Raw genomic sequence first — 19,240 nt, forward strand, 5'->3', positions numbered from 1 at the left:
GGGCAAGCCTTTGGGACAGGTGGGCATCAAGCCTGGAGGCGATGCTGCTTTTCCAGCTTCTTCTTGATGCGGTCGCGCTTGAGGGACGACAGGTAGTCGACGAAGAGCTTGCCGTTGAGGTGGTCGCATTCGTGCTGGATGCACACGGCCAGCAGGCCTTCCGCGATCAGCTCGTAAGGCTGGCCGTCACGGTCCAGGGCCTTGATCTTCACCTTTTGCGGGCGGTCGACGTTCTCGTAGAAGCCGGGTACCGACAGGCAGCCTTCCTGGTACTGGTCCATTTCCTCGGTGAGGGGCTCGAACTCCGGGTTGATGAAGACCCGGGGCTCGGACTTGTCCTCGGACAGGTCCATCACCACCACGCGCTTGTGCACATTCACCTGGGTGGCGGCCAGGCCGATACCCGGGGCGGCGTACATGGTTTCGAACATGTCGTCGATCAGCGTGCGGATGGAGTCGTCCACCACATCCACCGGTTTGGCGATGGTGCGCAGCCGCGGATCGGGGAATTCGAGAATGTTCAGAATCGCCATATGCGTTTGTGATGCACTTGTGGAATAAGTTGAAAATCCGCTGCTAAGATGGTGAGCAGCATCGAAAAACGGCTGCAGAGCCCGGTTGGGGCGGCTCTCAGGGCGTTTCATGTGAATGAACATAATAAAGGGATTCACCGCATGAGGAAATCACTACTCGCCCTGCTGCTCCTGGCTGCCAGTGGGCTGACCCAGGCTGCGGTGGAGCTCAAGGAGGGCCATCCGGAGCGTTACACGGTGGTCCGGGGCGATACGCTCTGGGACATTTCCGGCAAGTTCCTCCGCCAGCCGTGGAAGTGGCCGGAGATCTGGCACGCCAACCCCCAGATCGAGAACCCGCACCTCATCTATCCCGGCGATGTCCTCAGCCTGGTCTACGTCGATGGCCAGCCGCGCCTGATGCTCAACCGTGGTGACTCCCGCGGCACCATCAAGCTCTCCCCCAAGGTGCGCAGCACGCCCATGGCGGAGGCGATTCCCACCATTCCGCTGGAAGCCATCAACGCCTTCCTGCTGACCAACCGCATCGTCGACGATCCCAAGGAGTTCGAGGCCGCACCCTATATCGTCGCCGGCAATGCCGAACGCGTGGTCAGCGGTGCCGGTGATCGGGTCTACGCCCGTGGCAACTTCTCCCAGGAGCAGCCGGCCTACGGCATCTTCCGCCAGGGCAAGACCTACATCGACCCCGAGACCAAGGAATTCCTCGGCATCAACGCCGACGACATCGGCGGCGGCGAGATGGTGGCGGACGAAGGCGATATCGGCACCCTGCAGTTGACCCGCTCGACCCAGGAAGTACGCCTGGGCGACCGCCTGTTCCCCACCGAGGAGCGGGCGATCAATTCCACCTTCATGCCCAGCGCGCCGGCCCGGGATGTCAGCGGCGTGATCCTCGATGTGCCCCGTGGCGTGACCCAGATCGGCCAGTTCGACGTGGTCACCATCAACAAGGGCAAGCGCGACGGCCTGGTGGAGGGCAACGTGCTGGCGGTCTACAAGACCGGCGAGACCGTGCGTGATCGCGTGACCGACGAGTTCATCAAGATCCCGGACGAGCGCGCCGGCCTGCTCATGGTGTTCCGCACCTACGACAAGCTGAGCTATGGCCTGGTCCTGGCCGCCACCCGCCAGTTGGCGGTGTTGGACAAGGTACACAACCCGTAACACCTGCAAGCCCCCGCCTCCGGGGGCTTGTTGTATTGATGGCGGTCCTGCCGCGATTGCGGCGCGATCAAGGATTGATCGGGATGACCGCCCTCTCACCCGCCGAGCTGGAAGCCCGGCTCCGCCTGCACCACCTCCCCGAACTTGGCGCCGCCCGCTTCCGTCGCCTGATGGACGCCTTCGGTTCGGCCTCCGCTGCCCTCAGCGCCCCCGCGTCCGCCTGGCGCGCCCTGGGGCTTCCCGCCTGCTCCGCCGAACCCCGTCGCAGCCCGGAGATCCGTGAAGCCGCCGCCAGGGCCCTCGCCTGGCTGGAAAGCCCCGGGCACCACCTGCTGTGCTGGGACCACCCGTCCTACCCGGCACTGCTGGCCGAGCTGAACAACGCTCCGCCGCTGCTCTACGTGGCCGGTGAGCCCGCCTTGCTGGAGCGTCCGCAACTGGCCCTGGTGGGCAGCCGACGCGCCAGCGCGCCCGGCCTCGATACGGCCCGGGCCTTCGCCCGCAGCCTGGCCGGCGGTGGCTTCGTCATCACCAGCGGGTTGGCCCTGGGCATCGACGGCGCGGCCCATCGGGGCGCACTGGACGTGTCCGGCGCCACGGTGGCGGTGCTCGGAACCGGCTTGCAGCGCCTCTACCCCAACCGGCATCGCGGCCTGGCCCGGGAGATTCTCGACGCAGGCGGTGCCCTGGTGTCCGAGCTTCCTCTGGACTGCCCGCCCCAGCCCGGCAACTTCCCCAGGCGAAACCGCATCATCAGTGGCCTGTCCCTGGGCGTTCTGGTGGTGGAGGCCAGTCCCTCCAGCGGCTCCCTGATCACCGCGCGGCTGGCCGCCGAACAGGGCCGCGAGGTCTACGCCATCCCCGGCTCCATTCACCACCCTGGCGCCCGGGGCTGCCACCAGCTGATCCGCGAGGGGGCCGCGCTGGTGGAGCGGGTGGAGGACATACTCGACACCCTGCGCGGCTGGCAGGCGCTGCCCCCGGCCGAGGAGCATTCCTCTCCCGCCGCCGAAGCACATCCGCTGCTGGCCCTGCTGCGGGCGGCACCCCATACCAGCGAAGGATTGGCGGCCGCCAGCGGCTGGGCCTTGCCGCGAGTGCTGGCGGAGCTCACCGATCTTGAGCTGCAGGGCCGCGTCGCCCGGGAGGCGGGTGGCTGGGTGCATCGCGTCGGTTGAGCCCTGTACACTTTCCGCCATTCGATTGGTGGGAGCCTGTGATGGTCAGCAAGTGGCGAGTGCAGCAAGTGGCGCGGGTGGTGCGTGAGGGCGGCGTGATCGCCTACCCCACCGAGGCGGTCTGGGGGCTGGGTTGCGATCCCTGGAACGAGGAGGCGGTGTACCGCCTGCTGGCGCTGAAGGAGCGTCCGGTGGAGAAGGGCCTGATCCTGGTGGCCGACGATATCCAGCAGTTCGACTTCCTCCTGGAAGGCCTGCCGGGTGCCTGGATCGATCAGTTGCTCGCCAGTTGGCCGGGGCCCAACACCTGGCTGGTGCCGCACCAGGACCTGCTGCCCGAGTGGGTCACAGGCCAGCACGACAGCGTCGCCCTGCGGGTCAGCGCCCATCCGCTGGTGCGCGAGCTCTGCGCCCTGACCGGCCCGCTGATCTCCACCTCCGCCAACCCGTCCGGTCGCCCGGCTGCCTGTTCGCGCCTGCGGGTGCAGCAGTACTTCGGCGATGACCTGGACGCGGTGCTGGGTGGCGCCCTGGGCGGGCGCCGCAATCCCAGCGTGATCCGCGACCTGGTCAGTGGCCGCGTGATCAGGGGATAAGCACGGTCGAACCGGTGGTCTGGCGGCTGGCCAGGGCACTGTGCGCCTTGGCCGCGTCGGCCAGGGCGAAGCGCTGCTTGATCTCCACCTGGATGCGACCCTCGGCGATCAGCCCGAACAGTTCGTTGGCCATGGCCTGCAGGCGCTCCGGCGTACTGGCGTAACCGAACAGGGTCGGCCGGGTGACGAACAGCGATCCCTTCTGCGCCAGGATGCCGAGGTTCACGCCGGTCACCGGCCCCGAAGCATTGCCGAAGCTCACCAGCAGGCCACGGGGGGCTACGCAGTCCAGCGAGGTCTCCCAGGTGTCCTTGCCCACCGAGTCGTAGACCACCGGGCACTTGGCGCCGTCGGTCAGCTCCAGTACCCGTTGCGCGACGTTCTCGCGGTTGTAGTCGATGGTGGCCCAGGCGCCGTTGGCCCTCGCCAGCTCCGCTTTCTCCGGCGAGCCCACGGTACCGATCAGCTTCACCCCCAGCGCCCTCGCCCACTGGCAGGCGATCAGCCCCACACCGCCGGCCGCGGCATGGAAGAGGATGGTTTCGCCGCCCTTGAGTTCGTAGGTCTGGCGCAGCAGGTACTGCACCGTGAGGCCCTTCAGCATCACCGCTGCGGCCTGCTCGAAACCTATCGAATCCGGCAGGTGGATCAGCTTGTCGGCCGGCAGCACGTGGAATTCGCTGTAGGCGCCCAGCGGTCCGGTGGCGTAGGCGACGCGATCGCCCACCTTGAACTGCGTCACCTCGTCACCCACGGCCTCCACCTCCCCTGCTCCCTCGGTGCCGAGGCTGGTGGGGAAGTCCGGCGCCGGGTAGAGGCCGCTGCGGTAATAGGTGTCGATGAAGTTGAGGCCGATGGCGCGGTTGCGCACCCGCACTTCCCGGGGACCCGGTGTCGTCGGTTGATAGTCCGCGTACTCGAGGACCTCCGGGCCGCCGTAGGCGGAGAACTGGATGCGTTTGGCCATGGTTGCGAGCTCCTGTTGGAAAAGCTCCAATCCAACGCTTCGCCTTGACGCCCGTCAAGCCACCAGCGGCCCCGGGCGGTGGTATGCTTGCCTGCTCATTTTTCCGCCATCCCCCGCCAAGGTTGACCACGTGACTGACCGTATCGAGGCCGTGAAGGCCTACCTGCTCGATCTGCAAGACCGCATCTGCGCCGCGCTCGCGGCGGAAGATGGCAAGGCCGACTTCTTCGAAGACGCCTGGGACCGTCCCGCAGGCGGCGGCGGTCGTACCCGGGTCATCGAGAACGGCGCACTGATCGAGAAAGGCGGGGTCAACTTCTCCCATGTGTTCGGCAACAGCCTGCCGCCCTCGGCCAGCGCCCATCGTCCCGAGCTGGCTGGCCGTGGTTTCCAGGCCATGGGCGTGTCCCTGGTGATCCACCCGGAGAACCCCCACGTCCCCACCTCCCACGCCAACGTGCGCTTCTTCATCGCCGAAAAGGAAGGCGAGGAGGCGGTCTGGTGGTTCGGCGGCGGCTTCGACCTGACCCCCTACTACGGCAACGAGGAAGACTGCGTGCACTGGCACCAGGTGGCCCGTGACGCCTGCGCGCCCTTCGGCGCCGATGTCTACCCGCGCTACAAGGAGTGGTGCGACCGCTATTTCCACCTCAAGCACCGCAACGAGCCACGGGGCATCGGCGGCCTGTTCTTCGACGACCTGAACCAGTGGGACTTCGACACCAGCTTCGCTTTCCTCCGCGCTATCGGCGACGCCTACCTGGAAGCCTACCTGCCCATCATCCGCCGTCGTCGCGACACCCCCTTCACCGAACGACAGCGTGAATTCCAGGCCTATCGCCGGGGCCGCTACGTGGAGTTCAACCTGGTGTTCGACCGGGGCACCCTGTTCGGCCTGCAGTCCGGCGGCCGTACCGAGTCCATCCTCATGTCCCTGCCGCCGCAGGTACGCTGGGGCTATGACTGGAAACCGGAGCCGGGCAGCGAGGAAGCGCGCCTGACCGAGTACTTCCTCCAGGATCGGAACTGGCTCGGGGAGGCCGGACGTTGATGGACCGCTATTGCGTATTCGGCAACCCCATCGGCCACAGCAAGTCGCCGCTGATCCACCGCCTGTTCGCCGAACAGACCGGCCAGGCGCTGACCTATGACGCCGTGCTGGCGCCCCTGGATGACTTCCCCGGCTGTGCCCGCGCCTTCTTCGCCACCGGGCGCGGCGGTAACGTCACCGTGCCCTTCAAGGAGCAGGCCTTCGAGCTGGCCGACCAGCTCAGCGCCCGCGCCGAGCGCGCCGGCGCGGTGAACACCCTGAAGAAGCTCGACGACGGCCGCCTGCTGGGCGACAACACCGACGGCGCGGGCCTTGTCCGTGACCTCACCCGCAACGCCGGGCTGGCGCTCGCCGGCAAGCGCATCCTGCTGCTGGGCGCCGGGGGCGCCGCGCGCGGGGTGATCGAGCCCCTGCTGGCCGAGAAGCCGGCGGCCCTGGTGATCGCCAACCGCACCCTGGAGAAGGCCGAGAACCTGGCCCGGCTGTTCGCCGAACTGGGGCCGGTGTCCGCCAGCGGTTTCGATTGGCTGGAGGAGCCTGTCGACCTGATAGTCAACGGCACCTCCGCGAGCCTGGCCGGTGACCTGCCGCCCATCTCGCCGAGGCTGATCCAGCCCGGCCACACCTTCTGCTACGACATGATGTATGGCAAGGAGCCGACCGCCTTCAACCGTTGGGCCGCCAGTCACGGCGCGGCGCGTACGCTGGATGGCCTGGGCATGCTGGTGGAGCAGGCGGCCGAGGCCTTCCTGTTGTGGCGCGGCGTGTTGCCCGACAGTGCACCGGTGCTGGCGGAGCTGCGCCGCCAGCTGGCCGAGGGCTGATCCTTCCCTCCCCCGGCAGGCGAACGGACGCGCGCCGGCCGGGGTGACTCAGAGCCTGGCCTTCACCGCTGCCAGGGCATCGCCGCCGTCACGGGTGTTCACCCCCTGCAGCCAGCCTTCCAGGGTGGCCGGGTTGGCCTTGAGCCAGGCCTTCACCGCCGCGTCGTTGCTGGTGTTGCCGTTGAGCACCTGGTCCATGATGCTGTTCTCCATCTCCTGGGTGAATTGCAGGTTGGCCAGCAGCCGGCCCACGTTCGGGCACTGCTGGGCGTAACCCTTGCGCGCCAGGGTGTTCACGCTGCCGCTTTCGCCGAAGTACTTCTCGCCGCCCTTCAGGTAGACCATGTCGTACTGCACGTTCATCGGGTGCGGGGTCCAGCCGAGGAAGACCACGAAGTCCTTGCGCTTCACCGCGCGGCCCACCTGGACCAGCATCGCCTGCTCGCTGGACTCCACCAGCTTCCAGTCGCCCAGGCCGAATTCGTCCGACTGGATCATCTGCTGGATGGAGACGTTGGCCGGCGAGCCGGCGGCGATGCCGTAGAGGGTGTGCTTGAACTTGTCGGCATGCCTGTCCAGGTCGGCGAAGGTCTTCACACCGGCGTCGTAGGCATAGCGCGGCACCGCCAGGGTGTACTCGGTTCCGGCCAGGTTCTGCGTCACCTTGTCGACGCTGCCGGCGGCGACGAACTTGTCGTAGTTGCTCTGCTGGGCCGGCATCCAGTTGCCGAGGAAGGCGTCGATCTGGCCCTTGTGCAGGCCGGCGAAGATGATCGGCACGGCCAGGGTCGGCGTCTCGGTGCGGTAGCCCAGCCCGTTCAGGAGGATGCGCGCCACGCCGTTGGTGACGGCGATGTCGCTCCAGCCCGGATCGCCCAGTTTCACCGTGGCGCAGCTGGCGTCCTCGGCCTGGGCGTTGAGGGTCAGGGTGGTGGTCAGCAGCAAGGCGCTGGCAAGCGCCGCATTGATCGTCTTCATGCCTTGGTTCCTCGTCGATTCTGATTGTTCGTCCGCAGGAGCGGGCTTGTCCGCGAAAGCACCTGTGTCCGTCCTTTCGCCGGCAGAGCCGGCTCCTACCAGCTTCTTCAGGGTTGGGGGAAGCGCGCGCGGCGTTCCAGATCGTCCAGGTCGATATGGTTGCGCATGTACTGCTGGCTCGCGTCGGCGAAGGGCTGGTGATCCCAGCTCGCCAGCTTGCCACGGGACAGGGCCCCGGCGACGAAGCGGCGACGGCGCTGGCTGGCCAGGGTTTCCTCGGCGATGGCTGCGACATCCCAGCGTGCCCGGGCCTCCTCGAGGAAGGCGGCCAGCAGGGCCTGGTGGTCGGCGGAACCGGCCAGGTTCTCCAGCTCCTGCGGGTCGTTGGCCAGGTCGAAGAGCAGGCAGGGGTCTTCTTCCGAGTAGATGAACTTCCAGGGCCCCCGGCGAATCATCATCAGCGGGCTGGTGGTGCCTTCGGCCATGTATTCGCCCAGCACCTCGTCGTGGCCCTCGCGGCCCTCCAGGTGCGGCAGCAGCGAGCGCCCGTCCAGCGGCAGCCTGGCGTCCAGGGTGCCGCCGGCCAGCTCCACCAGGGTCGGCAGCAGGTCGACGGTGGACACCGAGGCCCTGACCCGCGCGGCGGCGAAGCGGCTGGGGGCGTGCACCAGCAGGGGCACGCGGGCGGCCATCTCGAACCAGTGCATCTTGTACCAGAGGCCCCGCTCGCCAAGCATGTCGCCGTGGTCGCCGGAGAACACGACGATGGTGTCTTCGGCCAGGCCGCAGTCGGCGAGGGTCTTGAGCAACGCGCCGACCTGGTCGTCGACGTAGCTGCAGGCGCCGAAGTAGGCGCGCCGTGCGTCACGCACCTTGGCTTCCGGCAACGGCTTGCCCCAGAGGTCGATGACCTTGAGCAGGCGCTGGCTGTGGGGGTCCTGCTCGGTATCGGCGAAGCGCACCCGGGGCAGTGGAATCTCGGCCTCGTCGTGGCGCGACCAGTATTCCTCCGGGATGGTGTAGGGATCGTGGGGATGGGTCAGGGACACCGTCAGGCAGAACGGCTGGTCCGCACTCTGGCGCACATGGTCGTAGAGATACTGGCGCGCCTTGAATACCACTTCCTCGTCGAAATCCAGCTGGTTGGTGCGCACGCTGGGGCCGGCCTGCAACACCGAGGACATGTTGTGGTACCAGCTCGGGCGCACGTCCGGCTCGTCCCAGTTAACCGCCCAGCCGTAGTCGGCGGGGTAGATGTCGCTGGTCAGCCGCTCCTCGTAGCCGTGGAGCTGGTCCGGGCCGCAGAAGTGCATCTTGCCCGACAGCGCCGTGCGGTAGCCCAGGCGACGCAGGTAGTGGGCGTAGGTGGGTACGTCGGCGGGGAAGTCGGCGGCATTGTCGTAGGCACCGATCTTCGACGGCAGCTGTCCGCTCACCAGGGTGAAGCGCGACGGTGCGCACAGCGGGCTGTTGCAGTAGGCCGACTCGAACACCACGCCCTCGGCGGCGAGCCGCGCCAGGTTCGGCACCTTGAGGGGCGAGGGGGCATAGAACGGCAGCATCGGGGCGGCCATCTGATCGGCCATGATGAAGAGAATATTGGGAGCTTTCATCGTACGCTTATCCATACCTTCGAATTATGCGAAAGTGCTGGGGATGATGATTGCGCCAGCCAATCCCCTGGTAAACCGCACGGGGGAACATGACTCGGATAAGTAGGGCTTATGGCAGAGTTTCTCCCCGACCTTTCCCTCGACCTGTTGCGGGTCTTCGAGTCCGCCGCCCGGCACCTCAGCTTCACGGCGGCGGCGGTGGAGCTGGGCACCACCCAGCCGGCGGTCAGCCAGCAGATCCAGCGACTGGAGAAGCAACTGGCGACGCGCCTGTTCGACCGGGTCTACCGGGGCATCGAGCTCACCGACGCCGGTCGGCTGCTCTTCCTCCATGTCCAGGAAGGCCTGGAAGCCATCGCCACCGGACTGGAGGCCATCGGCTCGCGTACCCAGCACGAGGTGCTGCAGGTGGCCACCGATTTCGCCTTCGCCGCCTACTGGCTGATGCCGCGCCTGCACCGCTTCCACGAGGCCAACCCGGACATCGACGTCAGCATCGTCACCAGCGACCGGACCATGAACATGCTGCGCTCGGAGGTGGATATCGCCATCGCCTTCGGTGACGGGCGCTTCAAGCACGGCGACGCCCTGCTGCTGTTCCGCGAGGAGGTGTTCCCCATCGCCAGCCCGCGTCTTCTGGCGGGACAGGCGCTGCCATTGGCCGCTGGCGCCCTGCTCGACCTGCCCCTTCTGCACCTGAAGCCGGAGGTGCGCACGCGCTGGTTCGACTGGGCCACGCTGTTCCGCGAGCTGGGCATCACCCAGGCGCCGGGCGCGGGGATGCTGCGGTTCGACAACTACACCCTGCTGATCCAGGCGGCCATCGCCGGCCAGGGCGTGGCCATCGGCTGGCGCTACCTGGTGGACGACCTGCTGGAGCAGGGATTGCTGGTGCGCCTGCTGGACGGCAGCGTCACCTCCGACTTCGGTTATTACCTGGTACAGCCCGAACGCAAACGACGTGCGCGGCTGATGAAGTGCTTCGTCGACTGGCTCCAGCAGGAGCTGGGGGACGAGGCACGCCAACCCCAACTCATCCGGCATCGGGAGGGAATTGCCCTGTGATCCAGACCCCTGCGCCCCGTATCAAGGGCTTCCATGCCCATGTCTATTTCGACGCGAGCACCCTGCAGCAGGCCCGTGAGCTCTGCGAGGAGGCGGCCCGGCGCTTTCCACTGAAGATGGGGCGCGTCCATGAGAAGCCCGTCGGCCCCCATCCGGACTGGAGCTGCCAGCTGGCCTTCAAGCCCGAGCTGTTCGGGGAGGTGATTCCCTGGCTGGCGCTGCACCGCGATGGGCTCAACGTGCTGGTCCACCCCATTACCGGCAGCGACCTGCGGGACCACCGCGACTACCCCCTGTGGATGGGCACGGTGCGGCCCCTGGACCTGTCGGGCCTGGAAGACGGCGAGATCGAATACGACCTTTAAGGGCCTTCAGCGGTATCGAGGTCGCTCCGCAGGATGGGTAGAGCCTGCGAAACCCATCCTGCGGGGTGCGGCGCTCGCACATGAAAAAGCCGCTGCCCTATCGGGGCAGCGGCTTTCTTGTGCGGCCGGGGTGGATCAGGCGCGGGCGTTGCGCACGCCGTCGGCCAGGGTCTTGCAGAGGGTCAGTACGCCGTCGACGGCCTGCTCCGCGGTATCCGCCTTGGCGATCTGGTCCACCAGGGCGGAACCCACCACCACGCCGTCCGCCAGGCGGGCGATGTTGGCGGCGTGCTCGGCGGTGCGGATGCCGAAGCCGATGGCCACCGGCAGGTCGGTGTGGCGGCGCAGGCGGGCCACGGCTTCCTGCACGTGCTCCAGGGTGGCGGAGCCGGCGCCGGTGACGCCGGCCACCGAGACGTAGTAGACGAAGCCGGAGCTACCGGCGAGCACCGTGGGCAGGCGCGCGTCGTCGGTGGTCGGGGTGGTGAGGCGGATGAAGTCGATGCCGGCGGCCTGGGCCGGGTGGCAGAGGTCTTCGTTGTGCTCCGGCGGCAGGTCGACCACGATCAGGCCGTCCACGCCGGCGTCCTTGGCGTCACTGATGAAGCGGTCGACGCCGTAGTAGTGGATGGGGTTGAAGTAGCCCATCAGCACCAGCGGCGTGCTCTGGTTGCCGGTGCGGAACTCGCGGACCATCTGCAGCGTCCTGGCCAGGTTCTGCTTGGCGCCCAGGGCGCGGATGTTGGCCAGCTGGATGGAGGGGCCGTCGGCCATCGGGTCGGTGAAGGGCATGCCCAGCTCGATCACGTCGGCACCGGCCTCCGGCAGGCCCTTGAGGATGGCCAGGGATGCGTCGTAGCCCGGGTCGCCGGCGGTGACGAAGGTCACCAGGGCGGCGCGGTTCTGCTGTTTCAGTTCGGCGAAGCGGGTCTGCAGGCGGCTCATGCGTTGGCCTCCTTCTCTTGCATGTGGTGCATGACGGTTTGCATGTCCTTGTCGCCACGGCCGGACAGGTTGATCACCATCAGGTGGTCCTTCGGCAGGTTCGGGGCGCGCTTGAAGGCCTCGGCCAGGGCATGGGAGCTTTCCAGGGCCGGGATGATGCCTTCCAGGCGGCAGCAGGTGTGGAAGGCTTCCAGGGCCTCGTGGTCGGTGATCGAGGTGTACTCGACACGCTTGATGTCATGCAGCCAGGCGTGTTCCGGGCCGATGCCGGGATAGTCCAGGCCGGCGGAGATCGAGTGGGCGTCGATGATCTGGCCGTCCTCGTCCTGCAGCAGGAAGGTGCGGTTGCCGTGCAGCACGCCCGGTACGCCGCCGTTCAGGCTGGCGGCATGCTTGCCGGTCTCGATGCCGTGGCCGGCGGCTTCCACGCCGACGATCCGCACCGAGTCATCATCGAGGAAGGGGTGGAACAGGCCCATGGCGTTGGAGCCGCCGCCGATGCAGGCGACCAGGGAATCGGGCAGGCGGCCTTCCTTCTCGGCCAGCTGCTCGCGGGTTTCCTTGCCGATCACCGCCTGGAAGTCGCGGACCATGGCCGGATAGGGATGCGGCCCGGCCACGGTGCCGATCAGGTAGAAGGTGCTGTCGACGTTGGTCACCCAGTCGCGCAGCGCTTCGTTCATGGCGTCCTTGAGGGTGCCGGTGCCGGCGGTGACCGGGATCACGGTGGCGCCCAGGAGCTTCATGCGGAAGACGTTGGCCTGCTGGCGGTCGATGTCGGTGGTGCCCATGTAGACCACGCATTCCATGCCGAAGCGGGCGGCCACGGTGGCGGTGGCCACGCCGTGCATGCCGGCGCCGGTCTCGGCGATGATGCGTTTCTTGCCCATGCGCCGGGCCAGCAGGATCTGGCCGATGCAGTTGTTGATCTTGTGCGCGCCGGTGTGGTTCAGCTCCTCGCGCTTGAGGTAGATCTTCGCCCCGCCGAAGTGCTCGGACAGGCGCTCGGCGTAGTACAGCGGGCTCGGGCGGCCGACGTAGTCGCGCTGGAAATAGGCCAGTTCTTCGATGAAGGCCGGATCATCCTTGGCTTTCTCGTATTCACGGGCCAGGTCGTGGATCAGCGGCATCAGGGTTTCGGCGACGTATTGGCCGCCGAAGGAGCCGAACAGGCCCTTGGCGTCGGGGCCGGTGCGCAGTGAAGTCATGGTGGAACTCCTGGGGAATGGTGTCCGATGGCAGTCATTCTAACGCTGGCCGCTCGCCGGAAAAGCGATTAGATTGCTTCCACCTGTCAGGAAAACTCACCAATAGCCATGAGCCGTGACCTGCCCCCCCTCAACGCCCTGCGCGCCTTCGAAGCGGCCGCCCGGCTGCAGAGCATCAGCCGCGCCGCCGACGAGCTGCACGTGACCCACGGCGCCGTGAGCCGACAGGTGCGGCTGCTGGAAGAGGAGCTGGGGGTGGCCTTGTTCAGCAAGGATGGGCGTGGCGTAAAACTCACGGATGCCGGCCAGCGGCTGCGGGATGCGGCGGGGGATGCCTTCGAGCGCCTGCGCGGGGTCTGTGCCGATCTGGCGAAGCGTGCGGAAGACGCCCCCTTCGTCCTCGGTTGCCCCGGCAGCCTGTTGGCGCGCTGGTTCATCCCGCGACTGGACCGGCTAAACCGCGAGCTGCCGGAGCTGCGTCTGCAGCTTTCGGCCAGCGAGGGGGAACTGGATCCGCGCCGCCCGGGGGTCGACGCCACCCTGTGCTTCGCCGAGCCGCCCTGGCCGGCGGACATGCGCGTGATCGAGCTGGCGGCGGAATCCATCGGCCCGGTGCTGAGCCCGCGCTACGGACGCTTCGACGCCCTGGCGCACGGGGCCCCGGAAAGCGTGCTGGCGGAGTCGTTGCTGCACACGGTGTCCCGCCCACAGGCCTGGCCACAGTGGGCCGCCGCCCAGGGGCTGGACAGCGGCCGGCTGCGGTTGGGACAGGGTTTCGAGCATCTCTACTACTTGCTGGAGGCCGCCGTGGCCGGGCTGGGTGTGGCCATCGCGCCCCAGCAACTGGTGGCCGACGAGCTGGCCTCCGGGCGCCTGGTGGCGCCCTGGGGGTTCGTCGAGACGCGCGCGCGGCTGGCGCTCTGGGTGCCGGCGCGGCAACTGGACCCTCGCGCCGAACGCCTGGCGCAGTGGCTGCGGCAGGCGTTCGCCGGTTAGCTGTCTATGCTGAAACCTGTCGCTGGTCACGGACGCCCTGTCCTGCTCCGAAGAGGAAAACAGCATGTCTGATCATCACACCTACAAGAAGGTCGAGATCATCGGGTCTTCTCGCAACAGCATCGACGAAGCCATCAGGAACGCCCTGGCGGAGGCCTCGCGAACGATCCGCAACCTGGAATGGTTCGAGATGGTGGACGTTCGCGGACATATAGAGAACGGCCAGGTCGGGCATTACCAGGTGACCCTGAAGGTGGGTTTTCGTATCACCGACAGCTGAGGGGCTTCAGCGTCTGTCGTGAATTTGGGGTAGGCTCCGGTCGTTCGCGCCCGGCTCCCGGAACCGGGCCCGGCGCGAACGGCTCGCCCGAGCCATCTCATTCATCACGAGGGAGCGTTGTTCATGAAAAGACTGCTGTTGGCACTGGGTTTGTTCACCCTGGCGGGATCGTCCTTCGCCGCCGTGAAGCCCTGCGAAGCGCTCAAGGCCGAGATCGACGCCAAGCTCAAGGCCAAGGGGGTGGCGTCCTACAGCCTGGAGGTGGTGGAGAAAGGCGCCGCCGCCGGCAAGCAGGTGGTGGGCACCTGCGAGGGCGGCACCCGGGAGATCGTCTACCAGCGTCGCTGATCGCCGCTTCAGCGGATCGGGCCGGCTGCCAGGCCGGCCCCTTACTTACCTGGTGGTGCCCTGGTTACCGGAAAGTGCCTTCTGGCGGTGACCACCGCCAATCCTTAGAGTAAGACCTACTGATTCACTCGGATAAGCGTCCGCTCATCCCTTGCCAAGGTCTTTCTCATGTCCTCCCTGTCGAACCTGCCCCTGTCCGTCCTCGATCTGGCGCCTATCCGCGACCACGGTGGCGCGGCCCAGGCCCTGCACAACTCCCTGGCGCTGGCGCGTCACGTGGAGGCGCTGGGCTTCTCGCGATTCTGGGTCGCCGAGCACCACAACATGGACGGCATCGCCAGCTCGGCCACCGCCGTGCTGCTGGGCTACCTGGCCGCCAATACCGCCCGTATCCGCCTGGGTTCCGGTGGCGTGATGCTGCCCAACCACGCTCCCCTGGTGGTGGCCGAGCAGTTCGGCACCCTGGCCACGCTCTACCCGGGACGCATCGAGCTGGGGCTGGGGCGAGCGCCCGGTGCCGATCACCTCACGGCCCGCGCCCTGCGCCGCGACCGGCTGGGCAGTGCCGACGACTTCCCGCAGGACGTCGAGGAACTGGAAACCCTGCTGGGACCGCGCCAGCCGGAGCAGAAGGTGATCGCCATGCCGGGCGTGGACACCAATGTTCCCATCTGGCTGCTGGGTTCCAGCCTGTTCAGTGCCCAGCTCGCCGGCCAGAAGGGCTTGCCCTATGCCTTTGCCTCGCATTTTGCGCCGCGCTACCTGCATGAGGCGATACGGGTCTACCGCAATCATTTCCGGCCGTCCGCGGTACTCGACAAGCCCTACGTGATGCTGGGGGTACCCCTGGTGGCGGCGCCCACTGACGAGGAAGCGGAGTTCCTTGCCACCACGGTGTTCCAGCGTGTGCTGGCGCTGATGCGTGGCGAAAGCCTGGTACTGCGTCCGCCCGTGGAAAGCATGGCAGGCCGCTGGCTGCCCCACGAAAAGGATGCGGTGGGCAGCTTCCTCGCCCTGGCGATGATCGGGGGGCCGGAGAAGATCCGCGCGCGGATGCAGGTGCTGCTGGACCAGACCGAGGCCGATGAGCTGATCTTCACCTGCGACCTCTACCAGCACGAGCACCGGCTGCGGGCTTTCGACATCCTGGCCGGCCTGAAGGGCTGAGCGAGGCCTTCAGAAGGGGCCGCAGCGGGGCAAGACCTGGTGTCGCGCCAGCACTTGTCGCTGCTGGTCGTAGAGCCAGGCCATGGGCTGGTTGGCGGCGTTGCGGGCTTCCACCCGGTAGCGCTTGCCGGCCTCGAAGCCGTCATAGCGCAGCTCCATGTAGCAGGTGATGCGGGTGGGCTCGGTGTTCATGCCCATACCGCCGCCGCCTCCGCCACCCACTTCGAACTGATAGCGAAGCTCCAGCTCATGGCGGCCCGGCATCACCTGGAAGTAGCGACCATCGTCCCAGCGCCTGCCGTCCAGGCGATGGGCCATCAGGGTGTCGCTGGGGTCGGGCGCGATGTCGATCCAGGCCATGCGGGGATCGGGATCGGGCAGCTTGCTGGCGCAGGCGGCGAGGCTGGCCAGCAGCGTCAGGGCCAACAACGTGCGCATGATGGGAGTCCTCTGGGAGCGGGTGCCTTTCAGCATAACGCCGCGTACGCCCTTTCAGACATCGCCGCAGCGACTTTCCCTGGCCTTGGCCACTTCCCGGTTACGTTCGTCGTACAGCCGGACCCAGGGCCGAAAGCCGATGCCGCCCGCCTGCAATTGGTAGCGTTCGCCCGCCGTGAAGTCGGCATAGGCCAGCTTCAGCAGGCAGGTCCGACGGTAGCCGTCGCTGCCCTGGCCGATATCCCCGGCGCCCACCTCGAACTCCAGACGCACCTCCAGTTCATGGCGTCCCGGGGTGACCTGGAAGAAGCGCGGGTCGGAGAGCGGTTTGTCGTCCACACGGCTGGCCTGCATTGATTGGCCCTCCCGCGCGTCGAGAGCGATCCAGGCCTGGCTGGGGTCGTGGCTGGGCATCAGCAGGGCGCAGCCGCCGAGGCTGAGCAGCGGCAGGGAAAGCAGCAGAGGGCGCATGGGGGGACTCCGTCGATGGTGGTGGTGGGTTCCGATGCGCTAGGCTCGCCGCATGCCGACCCTCCTTCTTGTCGATTTGCTTGACCGCATCCGCCGGCCCTGGGTTCCCCTGCTGGGCGCCCTGGCGCTGAGCGGTTGCTCCAGCCTGGAGTACTACGGCCATCTGGCACGTGGACAGTTCTCGCTGCTGCAGGCGCGGGAACCGGTCCAGCGGCTCCTGGACGAACCGGGACTGGCCCCCGGGTTGCGCCAGCGCCTGGCCCTGTCCCAGCAGGCGCGAAGCTTCGCCAGCGACCATCTGGGGCTGCCGGACAATGACAGCTACCGGGTCTATGCGGACCTCGACCGGCCCTATGTGGTGTGGAACCTGTTCGCCACGCCGGAGTTCTCCCTGCAGCCCATCACCCACTGCTTTCCCATCGCCGGCTGTGTGGCCTATCGCGGCTACTACCAGCAGGGACGGGCTCGCGGCGCGGCCGCCTTGCTGCGCGAGGAGGGGCTGGACACCTGGGTGGGTGGCGTGGAGGCCTACTCCACCCTCGGCTGGTTCGACGACCCCCTGCTCGGCACCATGCTGCGCTGGGATGACGACCGTCTCGCGGCGCTGATCTTCCACGAGCTGGCCCATCAGCGGTTCTACCTGCCCGGGGATACCGCCTTCAACGAGTCCTACGCCAGTTTCGTCGAGCGCGAGGGACTGCGGCAGTGGCGCCTCAGCCGTGGGTTGCCGCCGGCGGATGATGCCGATACGCACCGTCGGGAGGCCTTCACCCGGCTGGTGCTCGACACTCGCGAGCGCCTGGAGCGTCTCTATGCCAGCGGTCTGTCGCCCGAGCGGATGCGCGAAGCCAAGGCCGCCGAGTTCGAGCGCCTGCGCCGCGACTACCGGGCGCTGCGGGATCGCGAATGGGGAGGCCGCAAGCGCTTCGACACCTGGGTGGACGGGCCCATGAACAATGCCAAGCTGCTGCCCTTCGGCCTCTACGATCAGTGGGTGCCGGCGTTCGCGGCGCTTCATCGGGCGGTGAGCGGCGATTGGCGGGCGTTCTACCGGCGCGTCGAGGAGCTGAGCGCCTTGCCCGCGAAAGAGCGTATCCGGGCACTGGAAAGCTTGATGGCAAACGGCTAGAACTTGGCTCGCTGGCTGTCAGTCAAACAACCAGGACACCACGGAAATGGAGTAGGCGATGAAGCGAGTTGCGGTAGCCCTGATGTTGTCGGCGTTGAGCGCCGCCGCCCTGGCGGCCCCCAAGCCTTGCGAGGAACTGAAGCAGGAGATCGAGGTGAAGATCCAGGCCGCCGGGGTCAGCACCTACACCCTGGAAATCGTCCCCAACGATGAGGTGAAGGATCCGAGCATGGTGGTGGGGTCCTGCGAGAACGGCACCAAGAAGATCCTCTACCAGCGCAATGGCGACTGATGCCCCGCGCCCTCAACCGAAGGCCCGGGTGAGTTCGTCCAGGCTGGCGAAGTAGTAGTCCGGCGACTCGTCCAGCAGTTCCTCGCGACTGCCGAATCCATAACCCACCCCGGCGCCATGCAGCCCGTTTCGGCTGGCGCCGATGAGGTCGTGCTTGCGGTCGCCGATCATCAGCGTGTCCTCCGCGGCCAGCCCTTCCTCCTCCAGCAGGTGGGCGATCAGGTCGACCTTGTTGGTGCGGGTGCCGTCCAGCTCGCTGCCGTAGATCCGCCTGAAGTGCCGGTCGAAGCCGAAGTGCCGGGCGATCTCCCGGGCGAAGACCGTCGGCTTGCTGGTGGCGATGTAGAGGGTACGTCCCTGTTCGCCCAGTCGCGCCAGCAGCGTCTCGACACCGTCGAATACGCGGTTCTCGTAAAGGCCGGTGACCTTGAAGCGGTCGCGGTAATGGTTCACCGCCTCCCAGGCCCGCGCCTCGCTGAGGTGGTAGGTCTGCATGAAGCATTGCAGCAGCGGCGGGCCGATGAAGTGCTCCAGGCTGGCCAGGTCCGGCTCATGGATGTCCAGCTTGGCCAGGGCGTACTGCACCGAGCGTGTGATGCCCTCGCGAGGGTCGGTGAGGGTGCCGTCGAGGTCGAAGAGGATGTTGCGGTAGTTCATGGGGTGATCAGTCTCCCTGGCCCTCGGCGATATGCAGGTCCTTCAGCTTCACGTAGTTGGCGGCGCTGTAGGTGAAGAAGGCCTTTTCCTTCTCGGTCAGGGGACGGGCCTGTTTCACCGGGCTGCCCACGTAAAGGAAGCCGCTCTCCAGGCGCTTGCCCGGCGGGACCAGGCTGCCGGCGCCGAGCACCACGTCGTCCTCGATCACCGCGCCGTCCATGACGATGCTGCCCATGCCGATCAGCACGCGGCTGCCCACGCTGCAGCCATGCAGCAGCGCCTTGTGGCCGATGGTCACGTCGTCGCCGATCTCCAGCGGGTAGCCGTCCGGGTTGAAGGGGCCGGCATGGGTGATGTGCAGCACGCTGCCATCCTGCACGCTGGTGCGGGCGCCGATGCGGATGCGGTGCATGTCGCCGCGAATGGTCACCAGGGGCCAGACGGAGCTGTCGTCGCCCAGTCGGACATCGCCGATGACCACTGCGGAGGCATCGACGAAGACCCGCTCGCCCAGCTCTGGAGTGATGCCCTGGTAGGTTCTTATCGGTTTCATAGCTTTTCCTGTGGCTGCGCCAGGCGTCGATTGTAATTAAGATGGCTGCCTAGGACTCGGAGAAACGTCCTACGGCGATGGTCATTGGGGCTGACTTTCTCTTTCCCGCCAGAGGTACCGTTTATCGGGCATGCTGGCGGGCCGCCTTTGGAGAAGGAGAGTGTCATGTCTACCCTGCGAATCAGATCCTCCGCGCGTCAGGTCGAATCTGAAGCGGCGCTGGAAACCCGCGAATCCCTCGCGGCCCAGGTTGCCGCCTTCCTGCGTCGCGGAGGCGAGATCGAGAAAGTCGCCCGGGGTGTCAGCGGCCTGCCCAAGAATGGTGCCTGGTCCATGTCCCGGTCCAGACAGAGACAGTGATTGAACGAGGGGGCCTGGCGCCCCCTCCATCGTTCCGCCCGAAAGCTTTCCTCCGAGCC

At 67.1% G+C, this 19,240-nt stretch carries 24 protein-coding genes; 14 read left to right on the plus strand and 10 right to left on the minus strand.

The genetic code is table 11. The features are described 5' to 3' along the window. Positions 1-26 precede the first annotated feature (26 nt). Positions 27-533 (minus strand): peptide deformylase, encoded by a 507-nt coding sequence (def, locus tag KF707C_RS00085; RefSeq protein WP_003458057.1) that lies wholly within the window; start codon positions 531-533, stop codon positions 27-29. A 141-nt stretch (positions 534-674) separates the two neighbouring features. On the opposite strand from def, the gene KF707C_RS00090 reads away from it, so the two are divergent. From KF707C_RS00090 to KF707C_RS00100, 3 genes are all read left to right on the plus strand, one after another. Continuing rightward, positions 675-1,700, plus strand: coding sequence for a LysM peptidoglycan-binding domain-containing protein (locus KF707C_RS00090; RefSeq protein WP_003458058.1), 1,026 nt, complete (start codon positions 675-677; stop codon positions 1,698-1,700). Between the two features lie 83 nt (positions 1,701-1,783). Beyond that, on the plus strand, positions 1,784-2,878 hold the full coding sequence (gene dprA / locus KF707C_RS00095) for a DNA-processing protein DprA (RefSeq protein ID WP_003458059.1): 1,095 nt from the start codon (positions 1,784-1,786) through the stop codon (positions 2,876-2,878). 41 nt (positions 2,879-2,919) lie between these two features. Beyond that, positions 2,920-3,474 (plus strand): L-threonylcarbamoyladenylate synthase, encoded by a 555-nt coding sequence (locus KF707C_RS00100; protein WP_003458060.1) that lies wholly within the window; start codon positions 2,920-2,922, stop codon positions 3,472-3,474. Here KF707C_RS00100 and KF707C_RS00105 read toward each other — a convergent pair. After that, complete coding sequence (locus KF707C_RS00105; protein WP_003458061.1) at positions 3,464-4,441, minus strand: NADPH:quinone reductase; 978 nt, start codon at positions 4,439-4,441, stop codon at positions 3,464-3,466. The two genes, KF707C_RS00100 and KF707C_RS00105, sit on opposite strands and share 11 nt — an antisense overlap. A 130-nt stretch (positions 4,442-4,571) precedes the next feature. Here KF707C_RS00105 and hemF point away from each other — a divergent pair, with 130 nt between their 5' ends. Then, on the plus strand, positions 4,572-5,492 hold the full coding sequence (hemF, locus tag KF707C_RS00110; RefSeq protein WP_003458063.1) for an oxygen-dependent coproporphyrinogen oxidase: 921 nt from the start codon (positions 4,572-4,574) through the stop codon (positions 5,490-5,492). Continuing rightward, entirely contained in the window at positions 5,492-6,316 is an 825-nt protein-coding gene (aroE, locus tag KF707C_RS00115; protein WP_003458065.1) for a shikimate dehydrogenase, read from the plus strand. Before hemF ends, aroE begins: the two co-directional genes overlap by 1 nt. A 48-nt stretch (positions 6,317-6,364) precedes the next feature. Here the strand turns inward: aroE and choX are convergent, their stop codons facing one another. Continuing rightward, positions 6,365-7,294: a choline ABC transporter substrate-binding protein gene (choX, locus tag KF707C_RS00120; RefSeq protein ID WP_003458067.1), complete on the minus strand. Its 930-nt coding sequence runs from the start codon at positions 7,292-7,294 to the stop codon at positions 6,365-6,367. 107 nt (positions 7,295-7,401) lie between these two features. Further along, on the minus strand, positions 7,402-8,907 hold the full coding sequence (gene betC / locus KF707C_RS00125; RefSeq protein WP_003458069.1) for a choline-sulfatase: 1,506 nt from the start codon (positions 8,905-8,907) through the stop codon (positions 7,402-7,404). 111 nt (positions 8,908-9,018) lie between these two features. Here betC and KF707C_RS00130 point away from each other — a divergent pair, with 111 nt between their 5' ends. Further along, the gene (locus tag KF707C_RS00130; RefSeq protein WP_003458071.1) at positions 9,019-9,972 is read left to right on the plus strand and encodes a choline sulfate utilization transcriptional regulator; all 954 of its coding nucleotides are present in this window, start codon (positions 9,019-9,021) and stop codon (positions 9,970-9,972) included. Then, positions 9,969-10,337 (plus strand): DOPA 4,5-dioxygenase family protein, encoded by a 369-nt coding sequence (locus tag KF707C_RS00135; protein WP_003458073.1) that lies wholly within the window; start codon positions 9,969-9,971, stop codon positions 10,335-10,337. The genes KF707C_RS00130 and KF707C_RS00135 overlap by 4 nt, the downstream gene beginning before the upstream one ends. A gap of 135 nt (positions 10,338-10,472) precedes the next feature. On the opposite strand, the gene trpA is transcribed toward KF707C_RS00135, so the two are convergent. Continuing rightward, on the minus strand, positions 10,473-11,282 hold the full coding sequence (gene trpA, locus KF707C_RS00140) for a tryptophan synthase subunit alpha (protein WP_003458075.1): 810 nt from the start codon (positions 11,280-11,282) through the stop codon (positions 10,473-10,475). Next, positions 11,279-12,490 (minus strand): tryptophan synthase subunit beta, encoded by a 1,212-nt coding sequence (gene trpB / locus KF707C_RS00145; RefSeq protein ID WP_003458076.1) that lies wholly within the window; start codon positions 12,488-12,490, stop codon positions 11,279-11,281. Before trpB ends, trpA begins: the two co-directional genes overlap by 4 nt. Positions 12,491-12,598: 108 nt before the next feature. On the opposite strand from trpB, the gene KF707C_RS00150 reads away from it, so the two are divergent. From KF707C_RS00150 to KF707C_RS00165, 4 genes are all read left to right on the plus strand, one after another. Next, complete coding sequence (locus tag KF707C_RS00150) at positions 12,599-13,486, plus strand: LysR family transcriptional regulator (RefSeq protein WP_003458077.1); 888 nt, start codon at positions 12,599-12,601, stop codon at positions 13,484-13,486. A 64-nt stretch (positions 13,487-13,550) separates the two neighbouring features. Then, complete coding sequence (locus KF707C_RS00155; RefSeq protein WP_003458084.1) at positions 13,551-13,766, plus strand: dodecin; 216 nt, start codon at positions 13,551-13,553, stop codon at positions 13,764-13,766. 123 nt (positions 13,767-13,889) lie between these two features. Beyond that, on the plus strand, positions 13,890-14,114 hold the full coding sequence (locus tag KF707C_RS00160; protein WP_003458087.1) for a DUF1161 domain-containing protein: 225 nt from the start codon (positions 13,890-13,892) through the stop codon (positions 14,112-14,114). A gap of 168 nt (positions 14,115-14,282) precedes the next feature. After that, complete coding sequence (locus KF707C_RS00165) at positions 14,283-15,281, plus strand: LLM class flavin-dependent oxidoreductase (RefSeq protein WP_003458088.1); 999 nt, start codon at positions 14,283-14,285, stop codon at positions 15,279-15,281. Between the two features lie 9 nt (positions 15,282-15,290). Here KF707C_RS00165 and KF707C_RS00170 read toward each other — a convergent pair whose 3' ends face one another. Together KF707C_RS00170 and KF707C_RS00175 are read right to left on the minus strand one after the other, a co-directional pair. Then, positions 15,291-15,719: a PA0061/PA0062 family lipoprotein gene (locus KF707C_RS00170; RefSeq protein ID WP_003458090.1), complete on the minus strand. Its 429-nt coding sequence runs from the start codon at positions 15,717-15,719 to the stop codon at positions 15,291-15,293. A 54-nt stretch (positions 15,720-15,773) separates the two neighbouring features. Further along, a complete protein-coding gene (locus KF707C_RS00175) occupies positions 15,774-16,190 on the minus strand; it encodes a PA0061/PA0062 family lipoprotein (protein WP_003458092.1) in 417 nt (138 codons plus the stop codon). Between the two features lie 52 nt (positions 16,191-16,242). Here KF707C_RS00175 and KF707C_RS00180 point away from each other — a divergent pair, with 52 nt between their 5' ends. Beyond that, positions 16,243-17,319, plus strand: a complete 1,077-nt coding sequence (locus tag KF707C_RS00180; protein ID WP_003458094.1) for an aminopeptidase — start codon at positions 16,243-16,245, stop codon at positions 17,317-17,319. 58 nt (positions 17,320-17,377) lie between these two features. Then, positions 17,378-17,611 carry a DUF1161 domain-containing protein gene (locus KF707C_RS00185; RefSeq protein WP_003458096.1) on the plus strand — a complete coding sequence of 78 codons (234 nt, stop codon included), beginning with the start codon at positions 17,378-17,380 and terminating at the stop codon, positions 17,609-17,611. A gap of 12 nt (positions 17,612-17,623) precedes the next feature. On the opposite strand, the gene KF707C_RS00190 is transcribed toward KF707C_RS00185, so the two are convergent. Further along, the gene (locus KF707C_RS00190; protein WP_003458098.1) at positions 17,624-18,268 is read right to left on the minus strand and encodes an HAD family hydrolase; all 645 of its coding nucleotides are present in this window, start codon (positions 18,266-18,268) and stop codon (positions 17,624-17,626) included. A gap of 7 nt (positions 18,269-18,275) precedes the next feature. Next, the gene (locus KF707C_RS00195) at positions 18,276-18,821 is read right to left on the minus strand and encodes a gamma carbonic anhydrase family protein (RefSeq protein ID WP_003458099.1); all 546 of its coding nucleotides are present in this window, start codon (positions 18,819-18,821) and stop codon (positions 18,276-18,278) included. A 165-nt stretch (positions 18,822-18,986) separates the two neighbouring features. Between KF707C_RS00195 and KF707C_RS00200 the strand changes: the two genes are divergently transcribed. Further along, positions 18,987-19,181: a hypothetical protein gene (locus tag KF707C_RS00200; RefSeq protein WP_036994647.1), complete on the plus strand. Its 195-nt coding sequence runs from the start codon at positions 18,987-18,989 to the stop codon at positions 19,179-19,181. The last annotated feature ends 59 nt before the right edge of the window (positions 19,182-19,240 follow it).

Source organism: Pseudomonas furukawaii (assembly GCF_002355475.1).
In the GTDB taxonomy this organism is placed as follows: Bacteria; Pseudomonadota; Gammaproteobacteria; order Pseudomonadales; family Pseudomonadaceae; genus Metapseudomonas; species Metapseudomonas furukawaii.

What these genes read in the sequence shown, in the direction of transcription:
- KF707C_RS00155 (WP_003458084.1), top strand. Translation starts at nt 13,551, where the DNA reads ATGTCTGATCATCACACCTACAAGAAGGTCGAGATCATCGGGTCTTCT.
- KF707C_RS00105 (WP_003458061.1), bottom strand. Translation starts at nt 4,441, where the DNA reads ATGGCCAAACGCATCCAGTTCTCCGCCTACGGCGGCCCGGAGGTCCTC.
- KF707C_RS00170 (WP_003458090.1), bottom strand. Translation starts at nt 15,719, where the DNA reads ATGCGCACGTTGTTGGCCCTGACGCTGCTGGCCAGCCTCGCCGCCTGC.
- KF707C_RS00130 (WP_003458071.1), top strand. Translation starts at nt 9,019, where the DNA reads ATGGCAGAGTTTCTCCCCGACCTTTCCCTCGACCTGTTGCGGGTCTTC.
- KF707C_RS00100 (WP_003458060.1), top strand. Translation starts at nt 2,920, where the DNA reads ATGGTCAGCAAGTGGCGAGTGCAGCAAGTGGCGCGGGTGGTGCGTGAG.
- trpB (WP_003458076.1), bottom strand. Translation starts at nt 12,490, where the DNA reads ATGACTTCACTGCGCACCGGCCCCGACGCCAAGGGCCTGTTCGGCTCC.
- dprA (WP_003458059.1), top strand. Translation starts at nt 1,784, where the DNA reads ATGACCGCCCTCTCACCCGCCGAGCTGGAAGCCCGGCTCCGCCTGCAC.
- KF707C_RS00200 (WP_036994647.1), top strand. Translation starts at nt 18,987, where the DNA reads ATGTCTACCCTGCGAATCAGATCCTCCGCGCGTCAGGTCGAATCTGAA.
- KF707C_RS00165 (WP_003458088.1), top strand. Translation starts at nt 14,283, where the DNA reads ATGTCCTCCCTGTCGAACCTGCCCCTGTCCGTCCTCGATCTGGCGCCT.
- KF707C_RS00090 (WP_003458058.1), top strand. Translation starts at nt 675, where the DNA reads ATGAGGAAATCACTACTCGCCCTGCTGCTCCTGGCTGCCAGTGGGCTG.
- trpA (WP_003458075.1), bottom strand. Translation starts at nt 11,282, where the DNA reads ATGAGCCGCCTGCAGACCCGCTTCGCCGAACTGAAACAGCAGAACCGC.
- KF707C_RS00190 (WP_003458098.1), bottom strand. Translation starts at nt 18,268, where the DNA reads ATGAACTACCGCAACATCCTCTTCGACCTCGACGGCACCCTCACCGAC.
- KF707C_RS00195 (WP_003458099.1), bottom strand. Translation starts at nt 18,821, where the DNA reads ATGAAACCGATAAGAACCTACCAGGGCATCACTCCAGAGCTGGGCGAG.
- KF707C_RS00150 (WP_003458077.1), top strand. Translation starts at nt 12,599, where the DNA reads ATGAGCCGTGACCTGCCCCCCCTCAACGCCCTGCGCGCCTTCGAAGCG.
- KF707C_RS00175 (WP_003458092.1), bottom strand. Translation starts at nt 16,190, where the DNA reads ATGCGCCCTCTGCTGCTTTCCCTGCCGCTGCTCAGCCTCGGCGGCTGC.
- KF707C_RS00160 (WP_003458087.1), top strand. Translation starts at nt 13,890, where the DNA reads ATGAAAAGACTGCTGTTGGCACTGGGTTTGTTCACCCTGGCGGGATCG.
- aroE (WP_003458065.1), top strand. Translation starts at nt 5,492, where the DNA reads ATGGACCGCTATTGCGTATTCGGCAACCCCATCGGCCACAGCAAGTCG.
- KF707C_RS00180 (WP_003458094.1), top strand. Translation starts at nt 16,243, where the DNA reads ATGCCGACCCTCCTTCTTGTCGATTTGCTTGACCGCATCCGCCGGCCC.
- choX (WP_003458067.1), bottom strand. Translation starts at nt 7,294, where the DNA reads ATGAAGACGATCAATGCGGCGCTTGCCAGCGCCTTGCTGCTGACCACC.
- KF707C_RS00185 (WP_003458096.1), top strand. Translation starts at nt 17,378, where the DNA reads ATGAAGCGAGTTGCGGTAGCCCTGATGTTGTCGGCGTTGAGCGCCGCC.
- def (WP_003458057.1), bottom strand. Translation starts at nt 533, where the DNA reads ATGGCGATTCTGAACATTCTCGAATTCCCCGATCCGCGGCTGCGCACC.
- betC (WP_003458069.1), bottom strand. Translation starts at nt 8,907, where the DNA reads ATGAAAGCTCCCAATATTCTCTTCATCATGGCCGATCAGATGGCCGCC.